Annotated in this window: 16 protein-coding genes, 1 pseudogene and 2 riboswitches; of the genes and pseudogenes, 12 read left to right on the top strand and 5 right to left on the bottom strand. The window is 42.2% G+C overall.

The genetic code is table 11. The features are described from left to right. Positions 1 to 13: 13 nt before the first annotated feature. Positions 14 to 1,213 (bottom strand): sensor histidine kinase, encoded by a 1,200-nt coding sequence (locus tag IQ276_RS32415; protein WP_193913753.1) that lies wholly within the window; start codon positions 1,211 to 1,213, stop codon positions 14 to 16. 470 nt (positions 1,214 to 1,683) lie between these two features. Beyond that, a riboswitch (cyclic di-AMP (ydaO/yuaA leader) is annotated at positions 1,684 to 1,903 on the top strand. A 96-nt stretch (positions 1,904 to 1,999) separates the two neighbouring features. On the opposite strand from IQ276_RS32415, the gene ntrB reads away from it, so the two are divergent. The 5 genes from ntrB to IQ276_RS32390 all read left to right on the top strand — a co-directional run bounded on the left by ntrB (position 2,000) and on the right by IQ276_RS32390 (position 8,166). Continuing rightward, on the top strand, positions 2,000 to 2,851 hold the full coding sequence (gene ntrB / locus IQ276_RS32410; protein WP_193913755.1) for a nitrate ABC transporter permease: 852 nt from the start codon (positions 2,000 to 2,002) through the stop codon (positions 2,849 to 2,851). Between the two features lie 145 nt (positions 2,852 to 2,996). After that, positions 2,997 to 4,439, top strand: coding sequence for an ABC transporter substrate-binding protein (locus IQ276_RS32405; protein ID WP_193913757.1), 1,443 nt, complete (start codon positions 2,997 to 2,999; stop codon positions 4,437 to 4,439). Between the two features lie 207 nt (positions 4,440 to 4,646). Beyond that, positions 4,647 to 5,483: an ABC transporter ATP-binding protein gene (locus IQ276_RS32400; protein ID WP_193913766.1), complete on the top strand. Its 837-nt coding sequence runs from the start codon at positions 4,647 to 4,649 to the stop codon at positions 5,481 to 5,483. Between the two features lie 38 nt (positions 5,484 to 5,521). After that, positions 5,522 to 5,727: riboswitch (cyclic di-AMP (ydaO/yuaA leader) on the top strand. A gap of 189 nt (positions 5,728 to 5,916) precedes the next feature. Beyond that, entirely contained in the window at positions 5,917 to 6,537 is a 621-nt protein-coding gene (locus tag IQ276_RS32395) for a universal stress protein (protein ID WP_193913768.1), read from the top strand. Between the two features lie 291 nt (positions 6,538 to 6,828). Then, on the top strand, positions 6,829 to 8,166 hold the full coding sequence (locus tag IQ276_RS32390; protein ID WP_193913759.1) for an ArsB/NhaD family transporter: 1,338 nt from the start codon (positions 6,829 to 6,831) through the stop codon (positions 8,164 to 8,166). A gap of 249 nt (positions 8,167 to 8,415) precedes the next feature. Here the strand turns inward: IQ276_RS32390 and IQ276_RS32385 are convergent, their stop codons facing one another. Further along, positions 8,416 to 8,628: a chlorophyll a/b-binding protein gene (locus IQ276_RS32385; RefSeq protein WP_193922160.1), complete on the bottom strand. Its 213-nt coding sequence runs from the start codon at positions 8,626 to 8,628 to the stop codon at positions 8,416 to 8,418. A gap of 41 nt (positions 8,629 to 8,669) precedes the next feature. Continuing rightward, positions 8,670 to 8,882 carry a chlorophyll a/b-binding protein gene (locus IQ276_RS32380; protein WP_190881649.1) on the bottom strand — a complete coding sequence of 71 codons (213 nt, stop codon included), beginning with the start codon at positions 8,880 to 8,882 and terminating at the stop codon, positions 8,670 to 8,672. A 591-nt stretch (positions 8,883 to 9,473) separates the two neighbouring features. Between IQ276_RS32380 and IQ276_RS32375 the strand changes: the two genes are divergently transcribed. Both IQ276_RS32375 and IQ276_RS32370 read left to right on the top strand, forming a co-directional pair. Further along, on the top strand, positions 9,474 to 12,572 hold the full coding sequence (locus tag IQ276_RS32375; RefSeq protein ID WP_193922162.1) for an MFS transporter: 3,099 nt from the start codon (positions 9,474 to 9,476) through the stop codon (positions 12,570 to 12,572). A gap of 278 nt (positions 12,573 to 12,850) precedes the next feature. Beyond that, entirely contained in the window at positions 12,851 to 13,297 is a 447-nt protein-coding gene (locus IQ276_RS32370) for a PspA/IM30 family protein (protein WP_193922164.1), read from the top strand. Between the two features lie 560 nt (positions 13,298 to 13,857). Here IQ276_RS32370 and IQ276_RS32365 read toward each other — a convergent pair. Together IQ276_RS32365 and IQ276_RS32360 are read right to left on the bottom strand one after the other, a co-directional pair. After that, positions 13,858 to 14,655: a class I SAM-dependent methyltransferase gene (locus IQ276_RS32365; RefSeq protein WP_193923856.1), complete on the bottom strand. Its 798-nt coding sequence runs from the start codon at positions 14,653 to 14,655 to the stop codon at positions 13,858 to 13,860. Between the two features lie 50 nt (positions 14,656 to 14,705). Continuing rightward, positions 14,706 to 14,873 (bottom strand): hypothetical protein, encoded by a 168-nt coding sequence (locus IQ276_RS32360; protein WP_193923858.1) that lies wholly within the window; start codon positions 14,871 to 14,873, stop codon positions 14,706 to 14,708. A gap of 284 nt (positions 14,874 to 15,157) precedes the next feature. On the opposite strand from IQ276_RS32360, the gene IQ276_RS32355 reads away from it, so the two are divergent. The 5 genes and pseudogenes from IQ276_RS32355 to IQ276_RS41115 form a co-directional block, all read left to right on the top strand. Further along, positions 15,158 to 15,637, top strand: a complete 480-nt coding sequence (locus IQ276_RS32355) for a protein tyrosine phosphatase family protein (protein ID WP_190881676.1) — start codon at positions 15,158 to 15,160, stop codon at positions 15,635 to 15,637. Between the two features lie 427 nt (positions 15,638 to 16,064). After that, complete coding sequence (locus IQ276_RS32350) at positions 16,065 to 16,358, top strand: hypothetical protein (protein WP_190881677.1); 294 nt, start codon at positions 16,065 to 16,067, stop codon at positions 16,356 to 16,358. 378 nt (positions 16,359 to 16,736) lie between these two features. Further along, the gene (locus tag IQ276_RS32345) at positions 16,737 to 18,413 is read left to right on the top strand and encodes a dipeptide ABC transporter ATP-binding protein (protein WP_235116161.1); all 1,677 of its coding nucleotides are present in this window, start codon (positions 16,737 to 16,739) and stop codon (positions 18,411 to 18,413) included. Positions 18,414 to 18,637: 224 nt separating this feature from the next. Further along, positions 18,638 to 19,492: a hypothetical protein gene (locus tag IQ276_RS32340; protein ID WP_235116160.1), complete on the top strand. Its 855-nt coding sequence runs from the start codon at positions 18,638 to 18,640 to the stop codon at positions 19,490 to 19,492. Positions 19,493 to 19,599: 107 nt separating this feature from the next. Then, a pseudogene (locus tag IQ276_RS41115) lies at positions 19,600 to 20,292 on the top strand (eCIS core domain-containing protein); the annotation flags it as partial. Positions 20,293 to 21,140 lie beyond the last annotated feature (848 nt).

Genomic DNA, 21,140 nt, shown 5'->3' with positions numbered 1-21,140 from the left:
TTTTGATGTGAAATTAATTTTTTTCTAGCTCTAATTGTAAGGGGAAAACTACTGTGAAAGTTGAACCAACGCCTACTTCAGAAACTAAGTTAATTTCACCTTGTAATAGTTTCACCAAGCGCCAAACTATTGCCAATCCTAATCCTGTACTATCAGGAAGGTAGGGACGATCGCTAGCACTGACACGAAAATAGGGTTCAAATATCTGGGCTTGATCTTCCGGTGCAATGCCAATTCCAGTGTCAGAAACTGCGATCGCCCATCTCTGTTTCTCCAACACCTGACACATTACAATAATAGTCCCCGACTCTGTGTAGCGAATCGCATTACTAATAAGATTTGTAACAATCTGTTGCAATTGGAAAGAATCTGTAATTAATTCTTGCGGGGCACCATCGCTATCTACTACGATTTGTAAATTTTTCTCCACAGCTAAAGGTTCCAACATTTGACACACATTACTAATTAGTTCGGGCAGATTAGTAGGTGCTAGTTGGAGTTTTATCTGTCCCGCATCATACCGCGAAAGTTCTAGTACATCATTGATTAAGTGAAGTAATTGTCTACCATTGCGTAGCACCCGTTCAATATGTTCTAAATTGGTGTAGTTGTCTTTTATCTGGGACTTTTTTCGTTGCTGGCGTAAAAACAAATCCGAGTAACCAATAATGGAAGTTAGCGGATGTTTTAATTCGTGGGCTAGTTGGGAAATATACTCTTGATTGGCGCTAATTAACCGTGTGAGTTCCTGATTGTGCAGCGTTAATGATATTTGTAACTGTCTCAATTCTCGCAACCGTTCTTCAACATAACTCTTGAAACACCGAGCGATCGCTTCATCTACAATAGCGTCAATCAAACGCATAGAACGAATGATCTCTGACGGTGTTCCTTTCAGTAAATCTTGGTGAATAGTGTCAAATATTACTTTTCTTAACAGATGATATTCTCTGGCAATTTCTGTTGGCTCAAAGCCTTGTTCGGCTCGAATCGCCCCATGCTCAAAACTGGCAACAACTATTGACTGAATATCACTATCCTCAAATTTTGAAAGCACCGTTACCATTGCTTTCAAAACATTGGGAATATGATTTTTGATTGCTGTATAGGATAAATCATCAGCACTTTCAATCCGTTGATCTTTGCGAACTGCTGTCACCCACTTATCTAAGATGATATCAGCTTTGTCAGCCAGGAATTGACTAAAATCCATTATGTTAAATTCAGCGAACAGAGAGATGAGTAAATTTCCATATGCAATTAGTTTAGCGACTGGAGCGATTAATTACCAAAAAAAATTCCATAATTCACCTACCAAAAGTAATAGATTTTATCTATCGTCGCGTAGGCGAGCATTTACTTTAAGCATCCCTCGATTTAATCTCCGTATATAAATTTTTAAAGTATAATATATCTTATCTTCATTAAGATTTATCTAGCAGTTAACAATCTTGATGCTTGACTTAACTATTGTTGTTTCCCTGACTGCGTAGTAACTTCACTCATCACATAACTATGATTTACAAAAAAATCTAAAATCTATGAATTACGCATAAGCCAGGACATAGACTGGATTTGAGTATTTAAACAAACAAAATTTATCCGAGATAGATGACTTTTACTAAGCATTAATGTTATACTCTTCACATCAATGTTGTATTGTGCGTAATTTCGTACCTATTTAGAGTAAGTCAGCCTAATCCAGCCCATCACAGTGCATAACGCTGGAGCGGAGGAACCAAATTGTGGGGCGTATCTTGAAGAAAGTTAGGAGTTAAGAGTTATGAGTTATGAGTTAAATAGAATTTAGTAACTCCTCACTCCTAACTCAGAACTTTCTTCAGAAGGGCATCTCTCAGCCCTAGCCCGTCAGCTAACTTCGTAGGCATTGAGAGGAGACTGAAGAGACGGGATTTTTATAATGTTCCGATCTTATCAGTGTCCAAGGCTGGTACTGCTCGATTTTTTGTACCTGCACTAAACCCTGTTGAGGTTGTAAATGATCTTTCAACTAAATTTAGCAGCGATCGCGGCGATCGCTGGACAGACTGCTTGGAAAAAGGCAAAACCAGTCATCCTTAAAGATGTCTTCTTTTTACCTGTTTTGGGTTTTTTGGGGATAATTTTGTTGTGGTGGATTATTGCACTTGCCAACCACCAATTAATGCCCACCCCACCAGAAGCCCTATTAGCTAATTTAGACTACATTTTAAATCCCTTCTACCAGAGAGGTCCCGGCAACTTAGGAATTGGTTGGTTATTGATAGCAAGTCTGCGAAGGGTAATACTGGGCTTTTTGTTAGGTGCGGTAGTAGCCATACCTCTAGGGTTTCTGATTGGTATGTCCAGACCGGCAATGCTAGCCCTCAATCCCATCATTCAAATTTTTAAACCCGTATCGCCTTTAGCTTGGTTGCCCATCGCCTTAGCTATTTTCAACTTGGCAGATCCCTCAGCCATTTTTGTCATCTTTATTACCTCCTTATGGCCGACAATTATTAATACCGCCTTAGGGGTTTCTAGCGTTTCCAAAGATTACTTAAATGTGGCACGAGTATTAGAAATGCCACGTTGGCGGCAGATTATAAAAATAATTTGGCCTGCAAGTTTACCCTATATTTTTACAGGTTTGCGAATTAGTTTAGGCATCGCTTGGCTGGTAATCGTCGCCGTAGAAATGCTCACAGGTGGTGTTGGCATTGGCTTTTTCGTCTGGGACGAATGGAGCCGCTTAAACCTCAGTTCAGTCTTTTTAGCCGTCTTAGTAATTGGCTTAACCGGATTAATTCTTGATTACGCCCTCGGTAAAATCCAAGAATTAGTAACTCGCCGCCCCACAACTTTCAACTAAATTAAACGGAATTTTAGATTTTAAATTTTAGATTTTGGATTGAAGAATTGAAAATCCAAAATTTAATAATATCTGTTCGCCCAGCGTCTAATCGAACAAATCTAAGATCCAAAATCCAAAATCCAAAATTGATGGAGCCACAAAAATGGGCGATCATAACTACACTCGACGAGACTTTATCAAAGGAATAGGAGCAACCACAGCCGGAATCGCCCTTTCTTCTTGTGCAATTTCCGGAGATCGATCCGCCAAAGGACTAACAGAAGAAGCCTTAGCTGTGCAACCGGTAGTTAAATCCGGCGATTTAGAAAAACCCGATCTTACCGTTGGATACGTTCCTGTTAATGATTGTGCGCCATTTGCGATCGCTTGGAAAAAAGGCTTCTTCCGCAAATATGGTTTAAACGTCACACTCAACCGCGAAGCCAGTTGGGCTAACTCCCGCGACGGCTTAATCTTTGGTCGCTTAGACGCTTCACCCGTAGTATCCGGTGCCGTTACCAACGCCAGAATCGGTGCCGAAGGCGCACGCCACGCCCCCTTGTGTGCAGCGATGACCATTCACCGCCACGGTAACGCCATGACCATGAATAAAGCCATGTGGAATTTTGGGCTGCGTCCGTGGTACGAGTACCAAGAAAAATACGGCGATGGTGCTTTGGAAGCCTTCGGCAAAGATTTTCGAGGCTACTTCGATAGTCAGCCACCAGAACGCAAAGTTTGGGCAGTTGTTCTCAGTTCGTCCATTTACGAATACTTTATCCGTTACATATCCGCCGCCGCGGGTGTCGATCCTCTCAAAGAATTCCGCGTTATCATTGTTCCACCGCCCCAGATGGTGACAAACGTGCGAATTGGCGCCATGCAAGCTTATATGGTTGCAGAACCTTGGAACACAAGAGCAATTACAGGAAACGAAAACATCGGCTTTACCTTCGCCCAAGGCAAAGAAGTCTGGTTGGGACACCCAGACCGACTTTTGGGGGTAATGGAATCTTTCATCGAGAAATATCCTAAAACCTATCGTTCCCTCGTCAAAGCAATGATTGAAGCTTGCCAGTATTGCAGCAAAGTGGAAAATCGCCAAGAAGTTGCCGAACTGCTGACAGATCGTTCCTTTACAGGTGCAAAACCCAAAAATAAAAATGCCCCGATCGCCAAATTTACCAGTCCGGGAATTCTCGGTAACTACAACTATGGCGGCTTTGATGCCAAAGACCGCACTATTCAAGCCGCTGACACCACAATTTTCTACGATATTCCAGACAACCTCCCCAAACAGCCAGGAGAACACTCGACATTTTTATGGAGATCTAGAAGTATTTGGTTAATGACTCAAGCAGCGCGATGGGGACAAATTAAAGAACTCCCCAAAGATGCCGAAAAAATAGCCGCAAAAGGTTGGAGAACGGATTTATATCGAGAGATAGCAACTGAAATGGGCATTCAATGTCCCAAGGATGATTACAAAGTTGAACCACCAGAAGTATTTATAGATAAGAAAGGCTTTGATCCCAGCGATCCAGTGGGCTATCTGAATAGTTTTGCTATCAGGGCTAATGCTCCCACTAGTTTTTTCATGTCTTAAATACCAAATTTAAATATTGACCGTGGCAATTTTAGATTTTAGATTTTAGATTTTGGATTTTGGATTTTTGGTGCAAGCCGCGCCCCTTGTAGGCGGAATAAATCTAAAATCCTCAACAACCCAGCACCCTTTTGCTCAGAATCAATCTAAAATCTAAAATCCAAAATCCAAAATTGATTGATTGAATTATTGCTGGAGCATTTGATGATGAAATATACCTCATTACCTATTGATACTCAGAACGAAGTTATGCCCCGTCCTGGATTTTTAGAAATTGAAAATTTAGTCAAGTCTTATCCGACACCAGATAAAGATGATTTTGTAGTGTTAGACGGAGTTAATCTGACGATTGGTGAAAATGAATATATTTCTGTAATTGGTCACTCTGGTTGTGGAAAATCAACGCTACTGAAGATTATCGGTGGTTTAGAAAAAGCAACTTCCGGCTCAGTACGTTTAGATGGAAAAGAAATTCGCAAGCCAGGAGCAGAGCGGATGATGGTATTTCAGAATTACGCATTGTTACCTTGGTTAACAGTGCGAGAAAATATCCGTTTAGCTGTGGATGAAGTGTTAAAAAATGCTAATCGCGCTGAGAAAATTAGCATTGTAAACGAACACTTGTCAATGGTAAACTTAACGGCGGCGGCTGATAAGTATCCTGATGAACTTTCTGGAGGTATGAAACAACGGGTAGGTATTGCCAGAGCTTTAGCAATTCGTCCCAAAATGCTACTAATGGATGAACCTTTTGGGGCGCTAGATGCACTCACTCGCGGTAAATTGCAGCGGCAAGTATTGGATATTTGGGAAAACCATCGGCAAGCAGTGATGATGATTACCCACGATGTAGACGAGGCAATTTATATGTCCGATCGCATCGTCTTAATGACCAACGGCCCAGCTGCTAATATTGGGGAGATCTTAGAAGTTCCTTTTGAGCATCCACGCGATCGCGCCGCCATGCGAAACTCAAAAGAATATTTTGAACTCCGCAACCACGCCCTAAATTTCCTAGATCGATATTTCACACAAGACGAGTAAACTAGACTATCATTTTTTTTAGCGGGTAGCCTAATTCAAATTCATCAAAGCTGGATTTGGAGCGGAGGAACCATATTGTGGGGCTAATCTCATAGAAAGTGAGGAGTTAAGAGTTAAGAGTTAAGAATTATGAGTTAGTAATTATTAATATTAACTCAGTACTCAATACTCAGTACTCCCAAGAGAGAGACACCTTCCAGTCTTAGCCCGTCAGCTAACTCCGTAGGCAATGGAAGGAACCCCCAAGACTTTGGCTGTAATACAGTTGTTATTGGGGTTTCCTCTACCGATTTAAAATTTTAGATTTTAGATTTTAGATTGGGATCTTTGCAGATCAATCAAAAATCAAAAATCAAAAATCAAAAATTGGTTTCCCTGCTTCTCATTACTAGTTCATTTCATTTGGAGAAGTAAAGCTGTGAAAATTAAGCCAATGTTAGCACGTCTGCAAAGTGCCATAGGTCGAAATGACTTAATTGAACAAATGGTATTATTGCCAGAACCAAAAAATCAATTTTCTCAACAATCGACCACAGCAAGTTCAGTTAACTTAATTGTTGCTTATGATGCTTCTCCTAACAGTCATACAGCATTGGATATTGCCTTTTGGATTGCCCATCAAACACGCTTAGCCACCAATGCAGAAGTCACAGTTCAGGCTGTTTATGTGTTAGAAGATAATCAAAGCAGCCAGTATCCAAATATCTTGAATTTCCCGATACAACAGCCTTCATTAGAATGTCAGGTTAGTGAAATATCAAAATCTGCCACCCTTGTCTTAACTCAACCCAAATTGCAGACAGTCATCACTCCCCTACAACAAGCAGATAAAATTCTTTGGCAAGCGCGAAGTCTGGCTGAAGAATGGCAAGGTTGTTTCAAATCTCATTTACGATTTGGTTCCGTTTCCACAGAACTGAAAAAAGTGGTGGAATTAGAAGCAGCCGATATACTGTTTGTAGGTTGTAAATCTGTCAATCATCCCATGATTGAGGCACTAGATTCTGATTTTCCCTGCGCCGTTTTGGGCATTCCTAGTTGTATTGATGAATAAGCACTATTCAGAATTTCAATAATTTTTATCAAAATAGAATTCAGGAGTCAGGAGTCAGAATGGGCTAAACGCCCCGCTACCGCTAACAGAATGAATTTAAAACTCCCACTAAATTTTCAGTTCGGTGGTTGCAAAAGAGTGGCGAGTTTGTAGCAAGATTCCGTAGGGTATCCCCCAGTTCTGAATTCTGAGTTCTGAATTCTTCAAAAAATTGTAATCATGGACAAGTCACCTATATTTAGGTGGCTTTTTTCGCTACTATCCAATCAATTAAACTTTGGGAGTTAGGGTGTGGAAAACTGGCAAGCCATCCTCAGTGTGATTACATTTATCGGCGTTATCATTTTAGTCATGACGGAATGGGTACATCTCACCATTGCTGCCTTATTGGGAGCATTGTTATTAGTGTTTACCAACGTCATGACTTTAGAACAAGCTGTTGGTTACATCGGCAATAGTCATGGAACACTCGGTTTATTCTTTGGAGTTATGGTGCTAGTACGGGCTTTTGAACCTACCAAAATATTTGAATATTTAGCTACTCAAATAGTCATCATTGCTCAAGGAAAAGGTAAGCGTCTACTACTTGCCATTGTCGGTATTGTCACACCAATTTGTGCCGTTTTACCGAATGCCACAACAGTCATGTTGTTAGCACCTTTAATTCCACCAATGGCGCAGGAAATTGGAATAAATTTCGTACCCTTATTGATTTTAATGGTATTTGTTGCTAATAGTGCCGGACTGCTGACTTTAGTAGGCGATCCAGCTACATTTATTGTTGGTGATGCTGTGAATATCAGCTTTACTGACTATTTATTGAAATTGAGTTTAGGAGGAGTGATTGCTGTTGTCACAGTAGTTGTAACACTACCATTTTTATTCCGGAAAATTTGGAATACACAACTGGATAATCTCGAAGAACTCCCACATCCCCAAATTAATCATCCGCGAGCTTTAAGTGTGGGTGCAATTATTGTCTTTTTTGTGCTGCTGTTTTTTGTGATTGGAGAATCCCTACCAGTTCCAATTTCTCCTGCTGCTGTAGCTTTGTTAGGAGCGGCTTTAGCTTTGCTGTTATCTCACCATAGCAAAATTGATTCAGTTAATAATATTTTGCGGGATGTAGATTGGAGTACATTAATATTTTTTATGAGTATTTTTGTCCTAATAGGGGGGCTGGAAAAAACTGGGGTAATCAATGGTTTATCAGGAATATTGGCAGCTATTTTAGGAAAAAATATTATCCTGGGTTCGCTATTCTTGTTATTTTTTGTGGGGATATTATCTAGCGTAGTGCCTAATATTCCTTTAGTGGTGGCGATGGTGCCCTTACTCAAACAGTATATTGTGACTGTTGGTTTAGCACCCGCAGAAGTTCTAGCACAAGACTTTCAAGGACAGTTTCCCCCAGAAGTATTACCACTGTTTTATGCGATGATGTTTGGTGCAACTTTGGGAGGTAATGGCACACTAGTAGGGGCATCATCTAATATCGTAGCTGCGGGTATTTCTGAGCAGCATGGACGGCGAATATCGTTTAGAACTTTTTTGCACTACGGTATTCCAGTGATGTTATTGCAATTAGTAACTTCGGCTTTTTATGTGTTAGTTCGCTTTTTGCTATAGCAGAATTCAGGATTCAGAATTCAGAATTCAGAATTCAGAAGTAAAATAATAGACCTCTTGCAAAAGTCCCCTACCACCCTACCCCCAGCCCCTCCCCGCTCTTCGGGAGGGGAGACTTTGACGCAAGTCAAAGGCGGGGTGGGGTTCTTTTTTTTGATTTATGCAAGAAGTCTAATGAACAATAATATCCCCGACTTATTAAACAAGTCGGGAATATTATTTTTCATGAATGATTAAGTAGGACTATTGCTAATATCTGATGATGTGCAATATGTCACGCAGTAAACTATAGCCGGCTAAATCCCAAAGTAAATAGGAAACAAAACCAATCATCGCCAAGCGACCGTTCCAAATTTCGGCTTGGGGAGTCCAGCCAAACAAAAAAGCATTGCGGTCTATGCCGTTATATTCTGGTGCAACGAGTGGTAAATCACCAGAAGGACGAGTTTCTTTATTTGTCATTTTTTTCTCCAATAATCTAGTAGTGTTTTATGTTTTAAGCTTTAGTAGCCAACTAGCCGCAGTAAGTCACGCAGGACGCTATAACCGGCTAAATCCCAAAGTAAATAGGCGACAAAACCAATCATTGCAAAGCGACCATTCCAGATTTCGGCTTGCGGAGTCCAGCCAAATAGAAATTCATTGCGATCGCGGCCGTTGTAAGCGTTAGCAACAGGCGGTAAATTAGTAGACGAACGATTCTCACGAGATTGCATTGTTTTTTCCTCTCTAATTCAACTCATATCCATTCAATTTGTACATTCTTTGTCATTAGTCATTAGTCATTTGCTATTTGCAAATTTGTACAATAGTTAGTTGCCATCTTTTACCTCAATTATTTATTTATTAACTTTAATGTAGCTATTTATAATTAAATTGCTTTCTGCCTGTGGGCACAAACTACAAGCACTTCTTGTGGACGATAATTCAAAGTATATTATTGTAGATAAATCAACCTTGCGAGGGTGATATGAATAGGTATTTAAACAAATAGTTTGTATTTGTGAGCAAACTATTATTTAATGAAAAATAATCACGACAAAGGCGATTAAAAATTAAAAAATAACGCCATAAAGATTAATAGTAACTACCAATTTGAGTAATATTTCCACCAAGAGATAATAAAATTTCTATCTTCCGCTGTATAAGCTTTTCAATCTTTGGGGAGATGCTTTAAACACCCAAATTCCACGATTCTGATCTAAAGAGTTAGGTATTGCCATAGGTACACACATAAATACTAAGAGTAAATTCTCAGGAAAATCTTAATCCGCCCAAAAATTAAAACACTAAGACAAGGAAATACAATGTTTCAAAGTTCGGAAATCATGCTGGGACTCTACAAGCCACTATTGTGGCTGGCACAGGTTCCAGTAGATCCCTCAGTTATCACGCCTTCAGGGCCGCGCTTTTTTGTGGCTTTAATCTCCGGCGTGATTTTAGCCTTTGCTTTTCAATTAGTTCTCACTAATCTCTCCGTTGCAGCCGGTATTTCCTACCTGGGGCGTCCATCCGACTCAGATTCAAGCGATGGCGAAGTCGGAAGTTTGGGCGGCACGATTCGCAAAATTGGCACAGCAGTAGGAATTTGGACATTAGTCACTGTCACCATCGCTTTATTAGTCGCCTCTTTCCTGGCTGTGAAGTTGAGCCTTGTGATTTTAGACCCAAGGTTAGGAGCAATTCTCGGTTTGGTGATTTGGGGTGCTTACTTTTTGCTGCTGGTTTGGGTGAGTTCCACCACCGTCGGTTCCTTAATTGGCTCGGTTGTGAATACGGCAACCTCCGGGTTTCAGGCGATTATGGGGACAGCTACCGCCGCACTGGGGGCAAAAGCTGTTAATAACCAAGTTGTAGCCACAGCTGAAGCCGCGGCTGCTGCTGTGCGTCGGGAACTGGGAAGCGCCATCGACCCAGTAAGCATTCGGGAAAACATTGAAGATTACTTAGAAAAGCTGCGTCCGCCAGAATTAGATTTATCGAGGATTCGCAGTGATTTTGAAAATTTACTCAACGATCCGCAAATAAAAGCGATCGCTGGAACTCCAGACATCCGCAATATCGATCGCCAAAAGTTTATCGAGTTAGTCAGCAGTCGTACCGACCTTTCCAAAAAAGATGTTAACCGCATCGCTGATACTTTGTATAAAGTTTGGCAACAGGTAGTCAGTCAGCAACCACCCACCCAAGACCGTTTGGGTGAATTAATCGACTATCTCAAATCCCTACCACCCGGACAAACTAAGACAGATGAACTCAATACCAAGCTGGATCGGTTAGTCGCAGAAATGCGTGGTTCCAAGGAAGGTGGGCAAAAAACCGCACCTGGGCCAGTTCAAAGCACACTGCAACAAGGGCTATCCGCTTTAACCGGCATAGTTTTGGGACGGACTGATTTATCTGATTTGGATGTGGAAAAAATCTTGGGTAGCCTCACCAGCGCCAAAGACAAGGTTACCGAACAGGCAGATAAGCTGGGTTTACCCACACCATCCCAACCCTATAGCCCAATTCGGGCTGATGTGGAAAATTACCTACTGAATACCTATGCTTGGCAACTCAGCCCAGAAAGAATTGGTCAGGAATTTGCCGATGTTATCTACGACCCAGCAGCCGATCCTGGGACAATTCGCAGGGAACTAGAGCGGCTATCCCGCAAGGATTTCGTCAATCTTTTGCAACAGCGGGGACTACTTACCCAAACCCAAATTCAGCGCATTGCAGACCGACTAGAAACTGTCCGTCAAGAAGTGCTAGTCACAGTCATTGCTGAAGAAGAAAGAGATATTGTACAAGACTTGCAACGCCGAGTTGAAAGTTATCTGCTGGTTACCCCCAAAGCAGATTTGACACCCGAAGGCATTGAGCGGGATTTCAAACCACTGTTGCAAGACTCAGAGGCAGATTATGAAACTCTGGTGTTGCGACTGGCGCAGGTTGGACGTGCCGAAATGCGGGAGATATTGCTGGAACGTAGTGATGTCCAGCTGTATGAAGTAGATAGCATTTTGGACCAGTTGGAAAAACAACGCGATCGCGCTTTAATTGAATCCAAAGGTCTAGCAGAACAAGCACAATATCAAGCAGAAACTCTGTGGTTGAATGTCGAATCATATCTGCGTAACACTGGCAAATCAGAACTGAATCCTGATGCCATCCGCGCCGACCTCAAAAAGTTACTCGACGATCCCCAAAGTGGAGTTACTGCCATTCAGGCGCGGTTGTCTCGCTTTGACCGCGATACTTTGGTACAGTTGTTGAGTCAGCGGGAAGATTTGACTGAAGACCAAGTTAATCAAATCATTAATGCCGTTGAAGAGTCGTGGCATAGTATCCGCCACGCACCCCAAGCTTTAGCACACAAAGCTAAAGAACAATACGACTCTGTTACCACCACCATCGCAGATTACCTCCGAAAAACTGGCAAACAAGAACTCAACCCAGAAGGTATTCAGCGGGATTTGAATAGATTGTTTGAAAATCCCCAAGAAGGAGCCGTAGCGCTACGCCGTCGGTTGTCTCAAGTAGACCGGGATACATTGGTGAAACTACTCAGTCAACGTCAAGACTTGAGTGAAGAACAAGTCAATGAAATCATTGATTCCACCCAAACCTCGATTCGCAACATTGTACGTGCGCCTCGTCGTTTAGCTACCAGAACACAGCAAAGAGTGGAAACATTCAAAGCTTATCTGGAAGAATATTTGCGGCAAACTGGTAAAGAAGAACTCAACCCAGAAGGTATCAAACGCGACTTACAATTACTGTTGCACGATCCGCGAGTGGGGGTAGAAAATTTTAGCGATCGCCTTTCCCATTTTGATCGTTCTACCATCATCGCCCTGCTGAAAATTCGTGAAGATATCACCGATGAAGAAGCAGCGCGGATTGCTGATAACATTGTTTCAGTCAGGGATCAATTTGTTGAACAAGTGCGGAGCATTCAACGAGGCATTCAAGATGCAATTGACGGGGTTTTTGCCCGCATCCGCAACTATCTGAACTCCTTGGATCGCCCTGAACTCAACTATGATAGTATCAAGCGCGATGTCCGCATCTTTTTTGAAGATCCCCAAGCTGGGTTTGAAGCACTGCGCGATCGCCTGTCTTCCTTCGATCGTGATACCCTAGTGGCAATTATGAGTTCTCGTGAGGACATTTCCCAGGAGGATGCCAACCGGATCGTTGACCAAATTGAACGGGCACGCAACACAGTATTGCAACGTGCAGAACGCATACAGCACGAAGCCCAACGCCGCCTCGAAGAAGTCAAACATCAAGCACAGCGGCAAGCAGAAGAAACCCGTAAAGCCGCAGCTACAGCAGCTTGGTGGTTGTTTGCCACAGCAGTCGTCTCTGCCATTTTCTCAGCATTCGGAGGAGCGATCGCTGTAATTCCTCTATAAGTTTACAAGTTGTCTCCGCTAAATTTTCAGCCTCCCGGTAAGGGAGGTTTTTTTATGTTTGTCATTGGTCATTAGTCATTAGTTATTTTCCTCATCTCCCTCACCTCCCCCATCTCGCCCACTCCCTACTCCCCGCCTTACCCACAAATTTTATTCACCTACCTTGAATGCATGTATTTTTTGGAAATAACTCGCTTCACAAACCTCTAATTTTTTATTCTCAACTCTGTAATTAAATTGTCAGCAAAAGCTAATGACTTGGTTAATTAGTTCTTTATATGCTGAAAACAAGATTACCAACTTCTGTAAAAGTCGCTAATCTCAGTCAAATAACTATTAACCAGGGTAAAAACATGGTAGAGTTAAATCACTTCTTTACCCAAATCCAATCACCTTCATATTCCAAAAATGACCAAAATGCTGAGCCATTAGCAGATACATGGAGTGATTATATTCAAACTTTACATCAGGCTATTGCTGAGTCGAATACAACAAAGCAAATTCTGCAAAAAGATTACAATCGCGTCCAAGCTTTGGCGATCGCTTGGGAAAAAGAAGTTGAAATTGCCTTGAAAAACTCTCGTGAAGATCGAGTTCGTCAGGCACTAATCTATAAACAAAATTGTACTGCAAGAGCGCAAGAACTCAAAACTTTAGTCGAACGGCATACTATCCATGTCAGCATTCTTCAAACCAGACTGGCTTATTGGCAAAATCAACTATAAAAATGGTCAGAAAATTTTAGATCGCTGGAGCAAATACAGCAGATTTAAAGAAGTATCAAGTACACTATCCTAACTTTTCACGACATCTGGAAAACCTCACTTCCATTGCTCTCCCCTCGTAGGGGAGAGGCTTTGAATTTTCCCCCTTCCCTACTAGGGAAGGGGGCTAGAGGGTTAGGTTTCGCATTTATTTTTCCACATAACCTGAAAAGTCAGACACTATTGAGGTCTAATACCAATACTGCTCGGTTAAGGAATTTATTGGTTGAGGCAAGCAGGGGGAGCAGGGGGAGAAATGGAGGCAGGGGAAGAGTTTTGCCTCCTCTGCTTCCCCTGCCTCCCCTGCCTCCCCTGCTTATCCGAGCAGTATTGGGTCTAATACCATTTCACTTTAAAGTTGATACAAATACCTTGGAGGGGCGCACAGCTGTGCGCCCCTACGGTAAATCTATATGTATCAAGATTTTCATGAAATGGTCTAAAAGCTAGGCAGAGAAACTGTTCTCTATTCTGAATTCTGAATTCTGCTGTAAGTTCAAAAATCAAAGCAGCTTACAATATTAACTTTTAACAGCGACGAACTCAATATTAGTTGCAGTATATTTGAGCGGTGTATTTTTAGTTAACCATTGGTCTACAGATTCAAAAATGTGGTATTTAGCATAGGAAACACGATTTTTAGGCAAAAGTTGTCTATGCCAAAGGTCGAGGAGTTCAAAATTAGTTTGCTTGAGGAGGTGTTTTACCATTTTTTTGGAATACAGGCGATCGTGGTAAAAGTCTCCTCGCAAATGGGCTAAATGCTGAGTCCAAGAAAGGTAATAAGGAAGGAAAAAACACAACAAAAGACCTGATGGTTTCAACACTCGATGAATCTCAGCAAGAGAAGCAAGGTCATTGGGAACGTGTTCAAGAACTCCAAAACTTAAGACAACATCAAAGCTTGCATCACTGAAAGGAAGTAAATATGGATGTTCTAGGGTGACAACTTTTAGAGATGCTTTTTCGATGATTGGTGTAATCTGACCAAAAGCTGAATCATCAGCACCGCGCACATCACAACTAGTAATTTCGATACCCATTTCACGCATTAAAAAGGAAATATGTCCTTTACCACACCCCCAATCAAGAACGCGTATTTTATCCAGACTTGCCCCAAACCAATACTCCAAAATAGCCCTTACGTATTCTGTCAGGTAGAGGAAAATATTCTGAGAAGCAGGGTTTCTTAAAAAAGCGTGACTATCTATATCCCCGACTAAATCAATCAGCTGCTGATTTATAGGTAAATGTTGCTGGAAATGAGTGTGTCTGAGAGCAACCATTTTTTTGCGATTGTCTATTGAATTTCTACTCATAGTTCTATAGGATTGCCTCTTCCATCTTTCAAGCAATTTTATCCTGTCGTCTAACAACGAGTTATTGAACCAAGAATACCCGAACTTTTCGAGCAAGTGAGCGATCGCGCGGCATGTCGCCAGATAAGCGAAACTTGTTCAGTTCGGGGAGTATCAATTTCTTCCTGAAAGATGCTACGTACACTTGGTGTTTCTCTAGCTTGCTTCCGGTTTCCCATATCATCTGGGGATTCAGAATATTAAGTTCGCTCAAAATATAAACTCCGGTAAACTTTTCGTTAAAATATATAATATATTTTAATCTACACTAAATCTATCGGCAAACCGTATATTATAGATGAAGCAATAAAATAATCAACCCAAAGGGCAAATTAAGAAGTTATCAAGCGATAACTTCTGAAATTTGGCAAATTTTGTTGCAATTGTATGAATGTATTCTCAAAGCTTGCTTGTTAGAGGATTTATCAAGCTGCCAGACATGGAAAAGTTCAAAGGAGTGAATGTGATCAACGCCATACAAATTAACGAAAATTTGACAACCACAGGACAAGTCATACCAAAACAGCTCGAGCAAGCTAGCCAAGAAGGTTTTAAGTCCGTTTTAAATCTGCGATCGCCTGATGAGTTGGGATTTTCCCACGATGAGCAACGGGTAGCCCAAGCATTGGGGCTGTACTATACAAATGTGCCACTCAAGCTCGAAGCGCTAAATGAAGAGTTAATTACCAAAATACTGACAACACTCGAACAAATTCCGAAACCAGCAGTTGTACATTGTGCAGCAGGGATGCGATCGACTGGAATTGCCCTATTGAGTGTCGCTATTAAAGAAGGATTAACACCAGAGCAAACCTTATCAAAAGCTCGGAATGTAGGCTTTGGGTTCTTTGAACACGCTGGTGTTAGTCCTCGGTTGAAGCAACTATTTGTGGACTATGTTAATAAACACGCGAAGGTAGCTGTAACTGTTAGTAATAGTTAATAGATATCAATACGCTTCAGTTAAGGTTTTTTGATTAAAATTCTAAATTCCAAAGACGGGATAAATCGCGTCTGCTGCCTTAACCGAACAGTATTGTAATAGATATGAGTACACCACGGGCACGGCACTGCCGTGCCCCTACACGTTACGATATAATCTTGTGCCCCACCTTAATGGGAACCGCTATATTGTCTGTAGCAGCCTATACTAAAACTTGAAATTCTATTTTATAGAAGCACAATTTCCAAAGGTAACAAAATTATCATCTGAACTATCTGTTCAACTGTAGTTTTAATCAAGTTTTTGCTTTATATTTTTTAATTTTCTTAATATTTGGATACAAATAAATCACAGTATTTTTACTGTTGTTAAATCTATTCATACTTACTTAATATGTAGCACAATATTTTTTATGATCTCAAGCATTGTGAAATCTCTTCTACAGACTTACTTAGAACAAGAAATCTGGATACTAATACGAGAAAAGTGGTATTTTGCTACAATTATCGGAGTTTGGGATGATTTGTTGTGGTTTAAACATAGAACTTACAACAAAGATACAGAGGAAGATACTCTCTGGGAAATGGTTGTCAAAATCAGTGAAGTAATTGCAGTTGATAAAGTTAAGTCTGTGATCAGTAGAAAACCAGACGTGTTGATTTCACGACTATTAGAAACTGACCAAGGCACAACCGATCACAATCAAGAGCATGAACGTTAATATAGCACTCCTATTTGATTGATGAATTTAGTGATTGTTGGGGAATAGGGAGTAGGGAGTAGGGAGTAGGGAAAGATTAATTGCCTCTTGCCTATTTCCTATTCCCTGTTAAGCTGTAGAACTGTCATCCAAGCGATCGCTAATATCGCTAATATATTCAAGATATAGGACTCCTATTTGATTTTTGAACAAACTCGCCCTCTGAAAAAGGCTGATTCCCTATTCACTACTCCCTACTCCCCACTCCCTACCTACGTAAATGAGTTCAAAAATAAAAGCCGATCGCTATATTTGCACAAGGAAGGTCTGAAAATAATCTGCTAAACTATCTAAAATTTGAAATTATCGCAGCTGCTAGCTCAGGGCTGATAACTAAGTATGAGTGAAGCCTTATTTTGTATCGAAAATCTCCGAGTTGCCTATCCTCAACGAAGTGGAGAAGCACCAAGCTGGGCAGTTGATGATGTATCTTTCACCTTGCAACGAGGTGAAAAAATGGGATTGGTAGGAGAGTCGGGTTGTGGGAAGTCAACTATTGGACGTGCAGTAATGCGCTTGCTACCAGCTTCTAGTCGCGTTGAGGGACGGGTGACATTTCAGGGACAGTCAGTATTTGATTTAACGCCTAACCAGTTGCGGAAATTTCGCGGAGAAGCGATCGCCTTAATTTTTCAAGATCCGATGACACGCCTCGATCCGCTGATGACTATTGGTAAGCATTGTATCGAAACTCTGCAAGCGCACTCACCGGAATTATCAGCACCGCAAGCCAAAGAAAAAGCACTTGCAACATTGGCAAAGGTAAATATTCCCGCGAGTCGCTGGAATCAGTATCCTCACGAATTTAGCGGTGGAATGCGACAACGGGTAGCGATCGCTTTAGCTTTACTTCTCAATCCCAAGTTGATTGTTGCAGATGAACCCACGACAAGTTTAGATGTTACCGTTTCCGCGCAGATATTAAAAGAATTAACTCGGCTGTGTAGTGAAGAAAACATGGGATTGCTGCTGATATCTCATGATTTAGCAATGGTAGCTGAGTATTGCGATCGCATTGGCGTCATGTATCACGGTAAAATGGTGGAAATGGGCACCACAGAAAGTGTATTTAGACAACCGCAACATGAATACACGCGATCGCTCCTGAAAGCAGCTTTACATATTCAAGCAGTGGATGAAATAGGGACTGGGGACTGGGGACTGGGGACTGGGGAGGAAAAGCAGTTAGCGAATATTAAAGAGAAATCTCCGATTTTGAGTGTCACGGATCTCAAACAATATTACACTATAGAACCTAACTTTATTGAAAGACTATTTAACAGACAATCAGAGACAATTAAAGCAGTAGATGGTATTAATCTGGATCTTTATCCCGGAGAAATTCTTGGCTTAGTTGGGGAATCAGGTTGCGGTAAAAGTACATTATCACGGACAATTTTGCAACTAATTCGTCCCACCTCTGGGAAAGTTGAGTTTTTAGGACAGGATTTAACTAAACTGTCGCCTCAAGAAATTCGGTCTTCACGGCGACAAATCCAAATGGTGTTTCAAGACCCTCATGCTTGTCTTAATCCAGCGATGACAGTGGGACAAAGTATAGCCGATCCTTTATTTATTCACAATCTTGCCAATCCTGTGAAAGCGAAAGAACAAGTTTTGTGGATGTTAGAAAAAGTTGGCTTAACACCGCCAGAAATATATTATGAACGTTATCCATCAGATTTATCTGGAGGACAACAACAAAGAGTAGCGATCGCTCGTGCTTTGATTACTCACCCGAAACTTTTGATTTGCGATGAACCGGTGAGTATGTTAGACGCTAGCGTGCAGTCACAAGTGCTAGATTTGATGTTGCAATTAAAAGAAGAATTTGAGTTAACTTATCTGTTCATCACTCACGATCTTTGGTTAGCTAGATTTTTGTGCGATCGCATTGCCGTGATGAACGGCGGTAAAATTGTTGAACTCGGTGATACTAAAAAGATTTTTGCCAATCCTCAGCACCCCTATACCAAAACCTTACTAGATGCTGCTCCTTTATTAGCACGGGCTTAACTATTTTAGATTTTGAATTTTGGATTTACAGCTATTTTCAGGTAAATAGACCACGCGGTAGGGGCACAGCAATGCTGTGCCCCTACAACAGATGTGGTTCAAATACATGAAAACTGCTGTATGAACAGGCAAACATTAGACTTTAGTCCAATATGGCAGGGTTTTGAGAAGTTGTATCGTGGGTATTATTTATCAACATTGTGTAACACAGGGGATTGAGTGGGATGAGCAATCACACAAAGATACACCCCAAAAAGGGCGATAAATCAACTGTTCCCAATCCCTCGCTTGTCTCACCAACGACCCCAACATTGGCGAATCCCACGCCTAGTTTTGGTTTACAGCCAAATACTGCTTTGCCAGAATCATCAGCTCAGGAGTCATCAAACCAGCAAGATACTGAGTCTGCTCATCAGCAGTCCCTGGAGGGAGAAGCTTTCAAACAAGAGCCTCTGGCACACGATATTAGTCGAATCTCATTCCGTCCACAGGCAAAACTCTCAACGAGTCAATTCAGAGATCCTCTCGATCGAGATGACGATTTTAGCGACATTTCGATGTTGCCAGTGCAAGCTCAAATGAGGGTGAGTCAGCCACAAAGCCTCTACGAACAACAAGCTGATTGGGCTGTGGATGAAGTGATGCCAATGCAAATTCCAGAGTCAAACGAGGCTGTGGTAATGCGATCGCTCAGGGAAAACCTATCCCCCAAATATGCTGCCAAACAGGAAGATAATATCATCCAACGAGATGAAACCAATAGTCTACAGCCTCCTGCCAACGGTCAACAGACTCCTCCTTCGCCACAGCCTACTACCACTACAAATCAAACGGCGCAGGATTCCAGTCCCAGCCCCGATCCAAAGATACAGGACTTCGCCCTGGAACAGTTGGAGCAGCAGTTGGTTCCCGAAACCATTGAATCGGCTCTGGGGCAAATCGACCTGAGCGGATTGCCTATTTCAGATAACCCCCCAACCCACCCGACAATACAACCTCAACAACCAATCTGTTTGCCACTCTATCACCGACTCAAACAGCTTCCTCTCCATCTGAGGAAACCAACGGCTCGGATCTAATTCTTAGACAAGCAACCCCTCCAGCCGCTTCTCCCCCACCTGCAAGTGCAGATCCAGATCCTAATCCGCCCAAAAATGCCACCACAGGGGATTTGTTGCGGGCGATTATGGCTGTTCCGGCAATTAATAGCGGACTTATTTCCCTACGAACCCAAGCGAGCGAGCGTATTACTCAAGACTGGTCGCGGCTGAACACGGGTGAGCAGATTGGTGTGGTGAGTACAACAGTGTTAATTGGCGCAGGTGTGCTGACCGGGGTTTTCTCTAATCCAGAGGCTCGACGATTTGCGTTAGACAAACTCAATGGACAAGTACTGCCTGTTCCCGGAGTCAACTGGTTGCACCTGGAACTGAATACGGGTGGTGATAATCTGATGCTGGGGATGCACCTTGATATCGGACGATTGCTACCGGCTAGTCTGGGTTTTGGTCCATCTTCTCCCAGTGCCATCGGCGGTCCTCCGCAGCCGGAACCCCTACCGGGTCAGCGGATGATTCAGCGGCAGGACGATGGCGCTGACACAGCTGCACAGGGGGCGATCGCCCAACGCATCGATGCGGCATCCGGTAGCGGCAGCAGACTGGATCATGGGGTTCAGCAGCATTTGGAGCCGCATTTAGGGGCAGATTTATCCAACGTGCGAATCCATACCGATAGCGAGGCAGATCAACTTTCTCAATCGGTGAATGCAGTTGCCTTCACCACAGGTCAGGATATTTTCTTTAGTTCCGGTAGCTACAACCCAACTTCCACAGAGGGACGGCATCTGATTGCCCATGAGGTGGTGCATACCGTACAGCAGGCAAATGGAGCTGTGGCAGGCACACCGACAGCAGAGGGGATTTCCATTAGCGATCCCTCCGATCCGTTTGAGCAAGAAGCGGAACAGGTAGCAGATCAAGTGATGCAAACTCCAAAACCAGAAATTTTGGGTAACCAGGTTGGCAAGGCATCACCTACTTCCAAAGATTGGCTTGAGCCTCCAGTGGGAAGTTTTCCACAGAATGTGCAACGTCAAAAGGGTGGTGAAGCTGACACTGAAGAATCGCTGACCCAATTGCTACCAGGTCAAGTATCGAGAAAGACAGAATCCGTCGATCAACAACCAGTTCAACAAAGCGCAAAAGATGAAATAGTTATACAGCGATCGCTAGTTGATGATGTTTTCAGTTATCTGAGAACAGGTAACGCGATCGCTGATTTTGTTCTTGGTGTAGTCGCAGGGATACTTGAGTGGATTGAGAACTTAATTAGAGGCCTGATCAGTCTTGCGGCGGGTTTACTGGAACTTCTCGCTGAAGCAGATAGAGGTAATATCTGGGCAAGCTTGGGAGTCATTGGACTAATTGTCTTGATTATCCTAGCCTGTGCTTTCCCTGAAGTCTCAGTTCCCATATTAGTGGGTGTTGGGATTGTAATGGGAGCTCTAAACCTGGCATATCACATAGTAATGCTTTTTAATCCTTTAATTAGTGCCTATGAAAAAGGAAAACATTTGGGCAAAGCATTAATTGAAGGCTTACTTATTTTTGTCAGCGTACTAGAAATTCTTCAGTTTGCCAAAGCATTCAGGACTATCTCTGAATTGACAGAAGGTGCTGGAGCAATGCAAAAAATGCGTTGGATTATGCAACTGCGGCGCTTTGG

This window comes from Desmonostoc muscorum LEGE 12446 (genome assembly GCF_015207005.2).
Lineage (GTDB): Bacteria > Cyanobacteriota > Cyanobacteriia > Cyanobacteriales > Nostocaceae > Nostoc > Nostoc muscorum.
Note: the sequence above shows the minus strand (reverse complement) of the source record. Positions and strands in the feature narration are given on the sequence as shown.

Bases quoted from the DNA above. Each gene is read 5' to 3' on its own strand.
- IQ276_RS32405 (WP_193913757.1), top strand. From the start codon at position 2,997: ATGGGCGATCATAACTACACTCGACGAGACTTTATCAAAGGAATAGGA.
- IQ276_RS32415 (WP_193913753.1), bottom strand. From the start codon at position 1,213: ATGGATTTTAGTCAATTCCTGGCTGACAAAGCTGATATCATCTTAGAT.
- IQ276_RS32375 (WP_193922162.1), top strand. From the start codon at position 9,474: ATGTTTCAAAGTTCGGAAATCATGCTGGGACTCTACAAGCCACTATTG.
- IQ276_RS32340 (WP_235116160.1), top strand. From the start codon at position 18,638: ATGAGCAATCACACAAAGATACACCCCAAAAAGGGCGATAAATCAACT.
- ntrB (WP_193913755.1), top strand. From the start codon at position 2,000: ATGATCTTTCAACTAAATTTAGCAGCGATCGCGGCGATCGCTGGACAG.
- IQ276_RS32360 (WP_193923858.1), bottom strand. From the start codon at position 14,873: ATGGGAAACCGGAAGCAAGCTAGAGAAACACCAAGTGTACGTAGCATC.
- IQ276_RS32370 (WP_193922164.1), top strand. From the start codon at position 12,851: ATGCTGAAAACAAGATTACCAACTTCTGTAAAAGTCGCTAATCTCAGT.
- IQ276_RS32385 (WP_193922160.1), bottom strand. From the start codon at position 8,628: ATGACAAATAAAGAAACTCGTCCTTCTGGTGATTTACCACTCGTTGCA.
- IQ276_RS32365 (WP_193923856.1), bottom strand. From the start codon at position 14,655: ATGAGTAGAAATTCAATAGACAATCGCAAAAAAATGGTTGCTCTCAGA.
- IQ276_RS32395 (WP_193913768.1), top strand. From the start codon at position 5,917: ATGTTAGCACGTCTGCAAAGTGCCATAGGTCGAAATGACTTAATTGAA.
- IQ276_RS32345 (WP_235116161.1), top strand. From the start codon at position 16,737: ATGAGTGAAGCCTTATTTTGTATCGAAAATCTCCGAGTTGCCTATCCT.
- IQ276_RS32380 (WP_190881649.1), bottom strand. From the start codon at position 8,882: ATGCAATCTCGTGAGAATCGTTCGTCTACTAATTTACCGCCTGTTGCT.
- IQ276_RS32400 (WP_193913766.1), top strand. From the start codon at position 4,647: ATGAAATATACCTCATTACCTATTGATACTCAGAACGAAGTTATGCCC.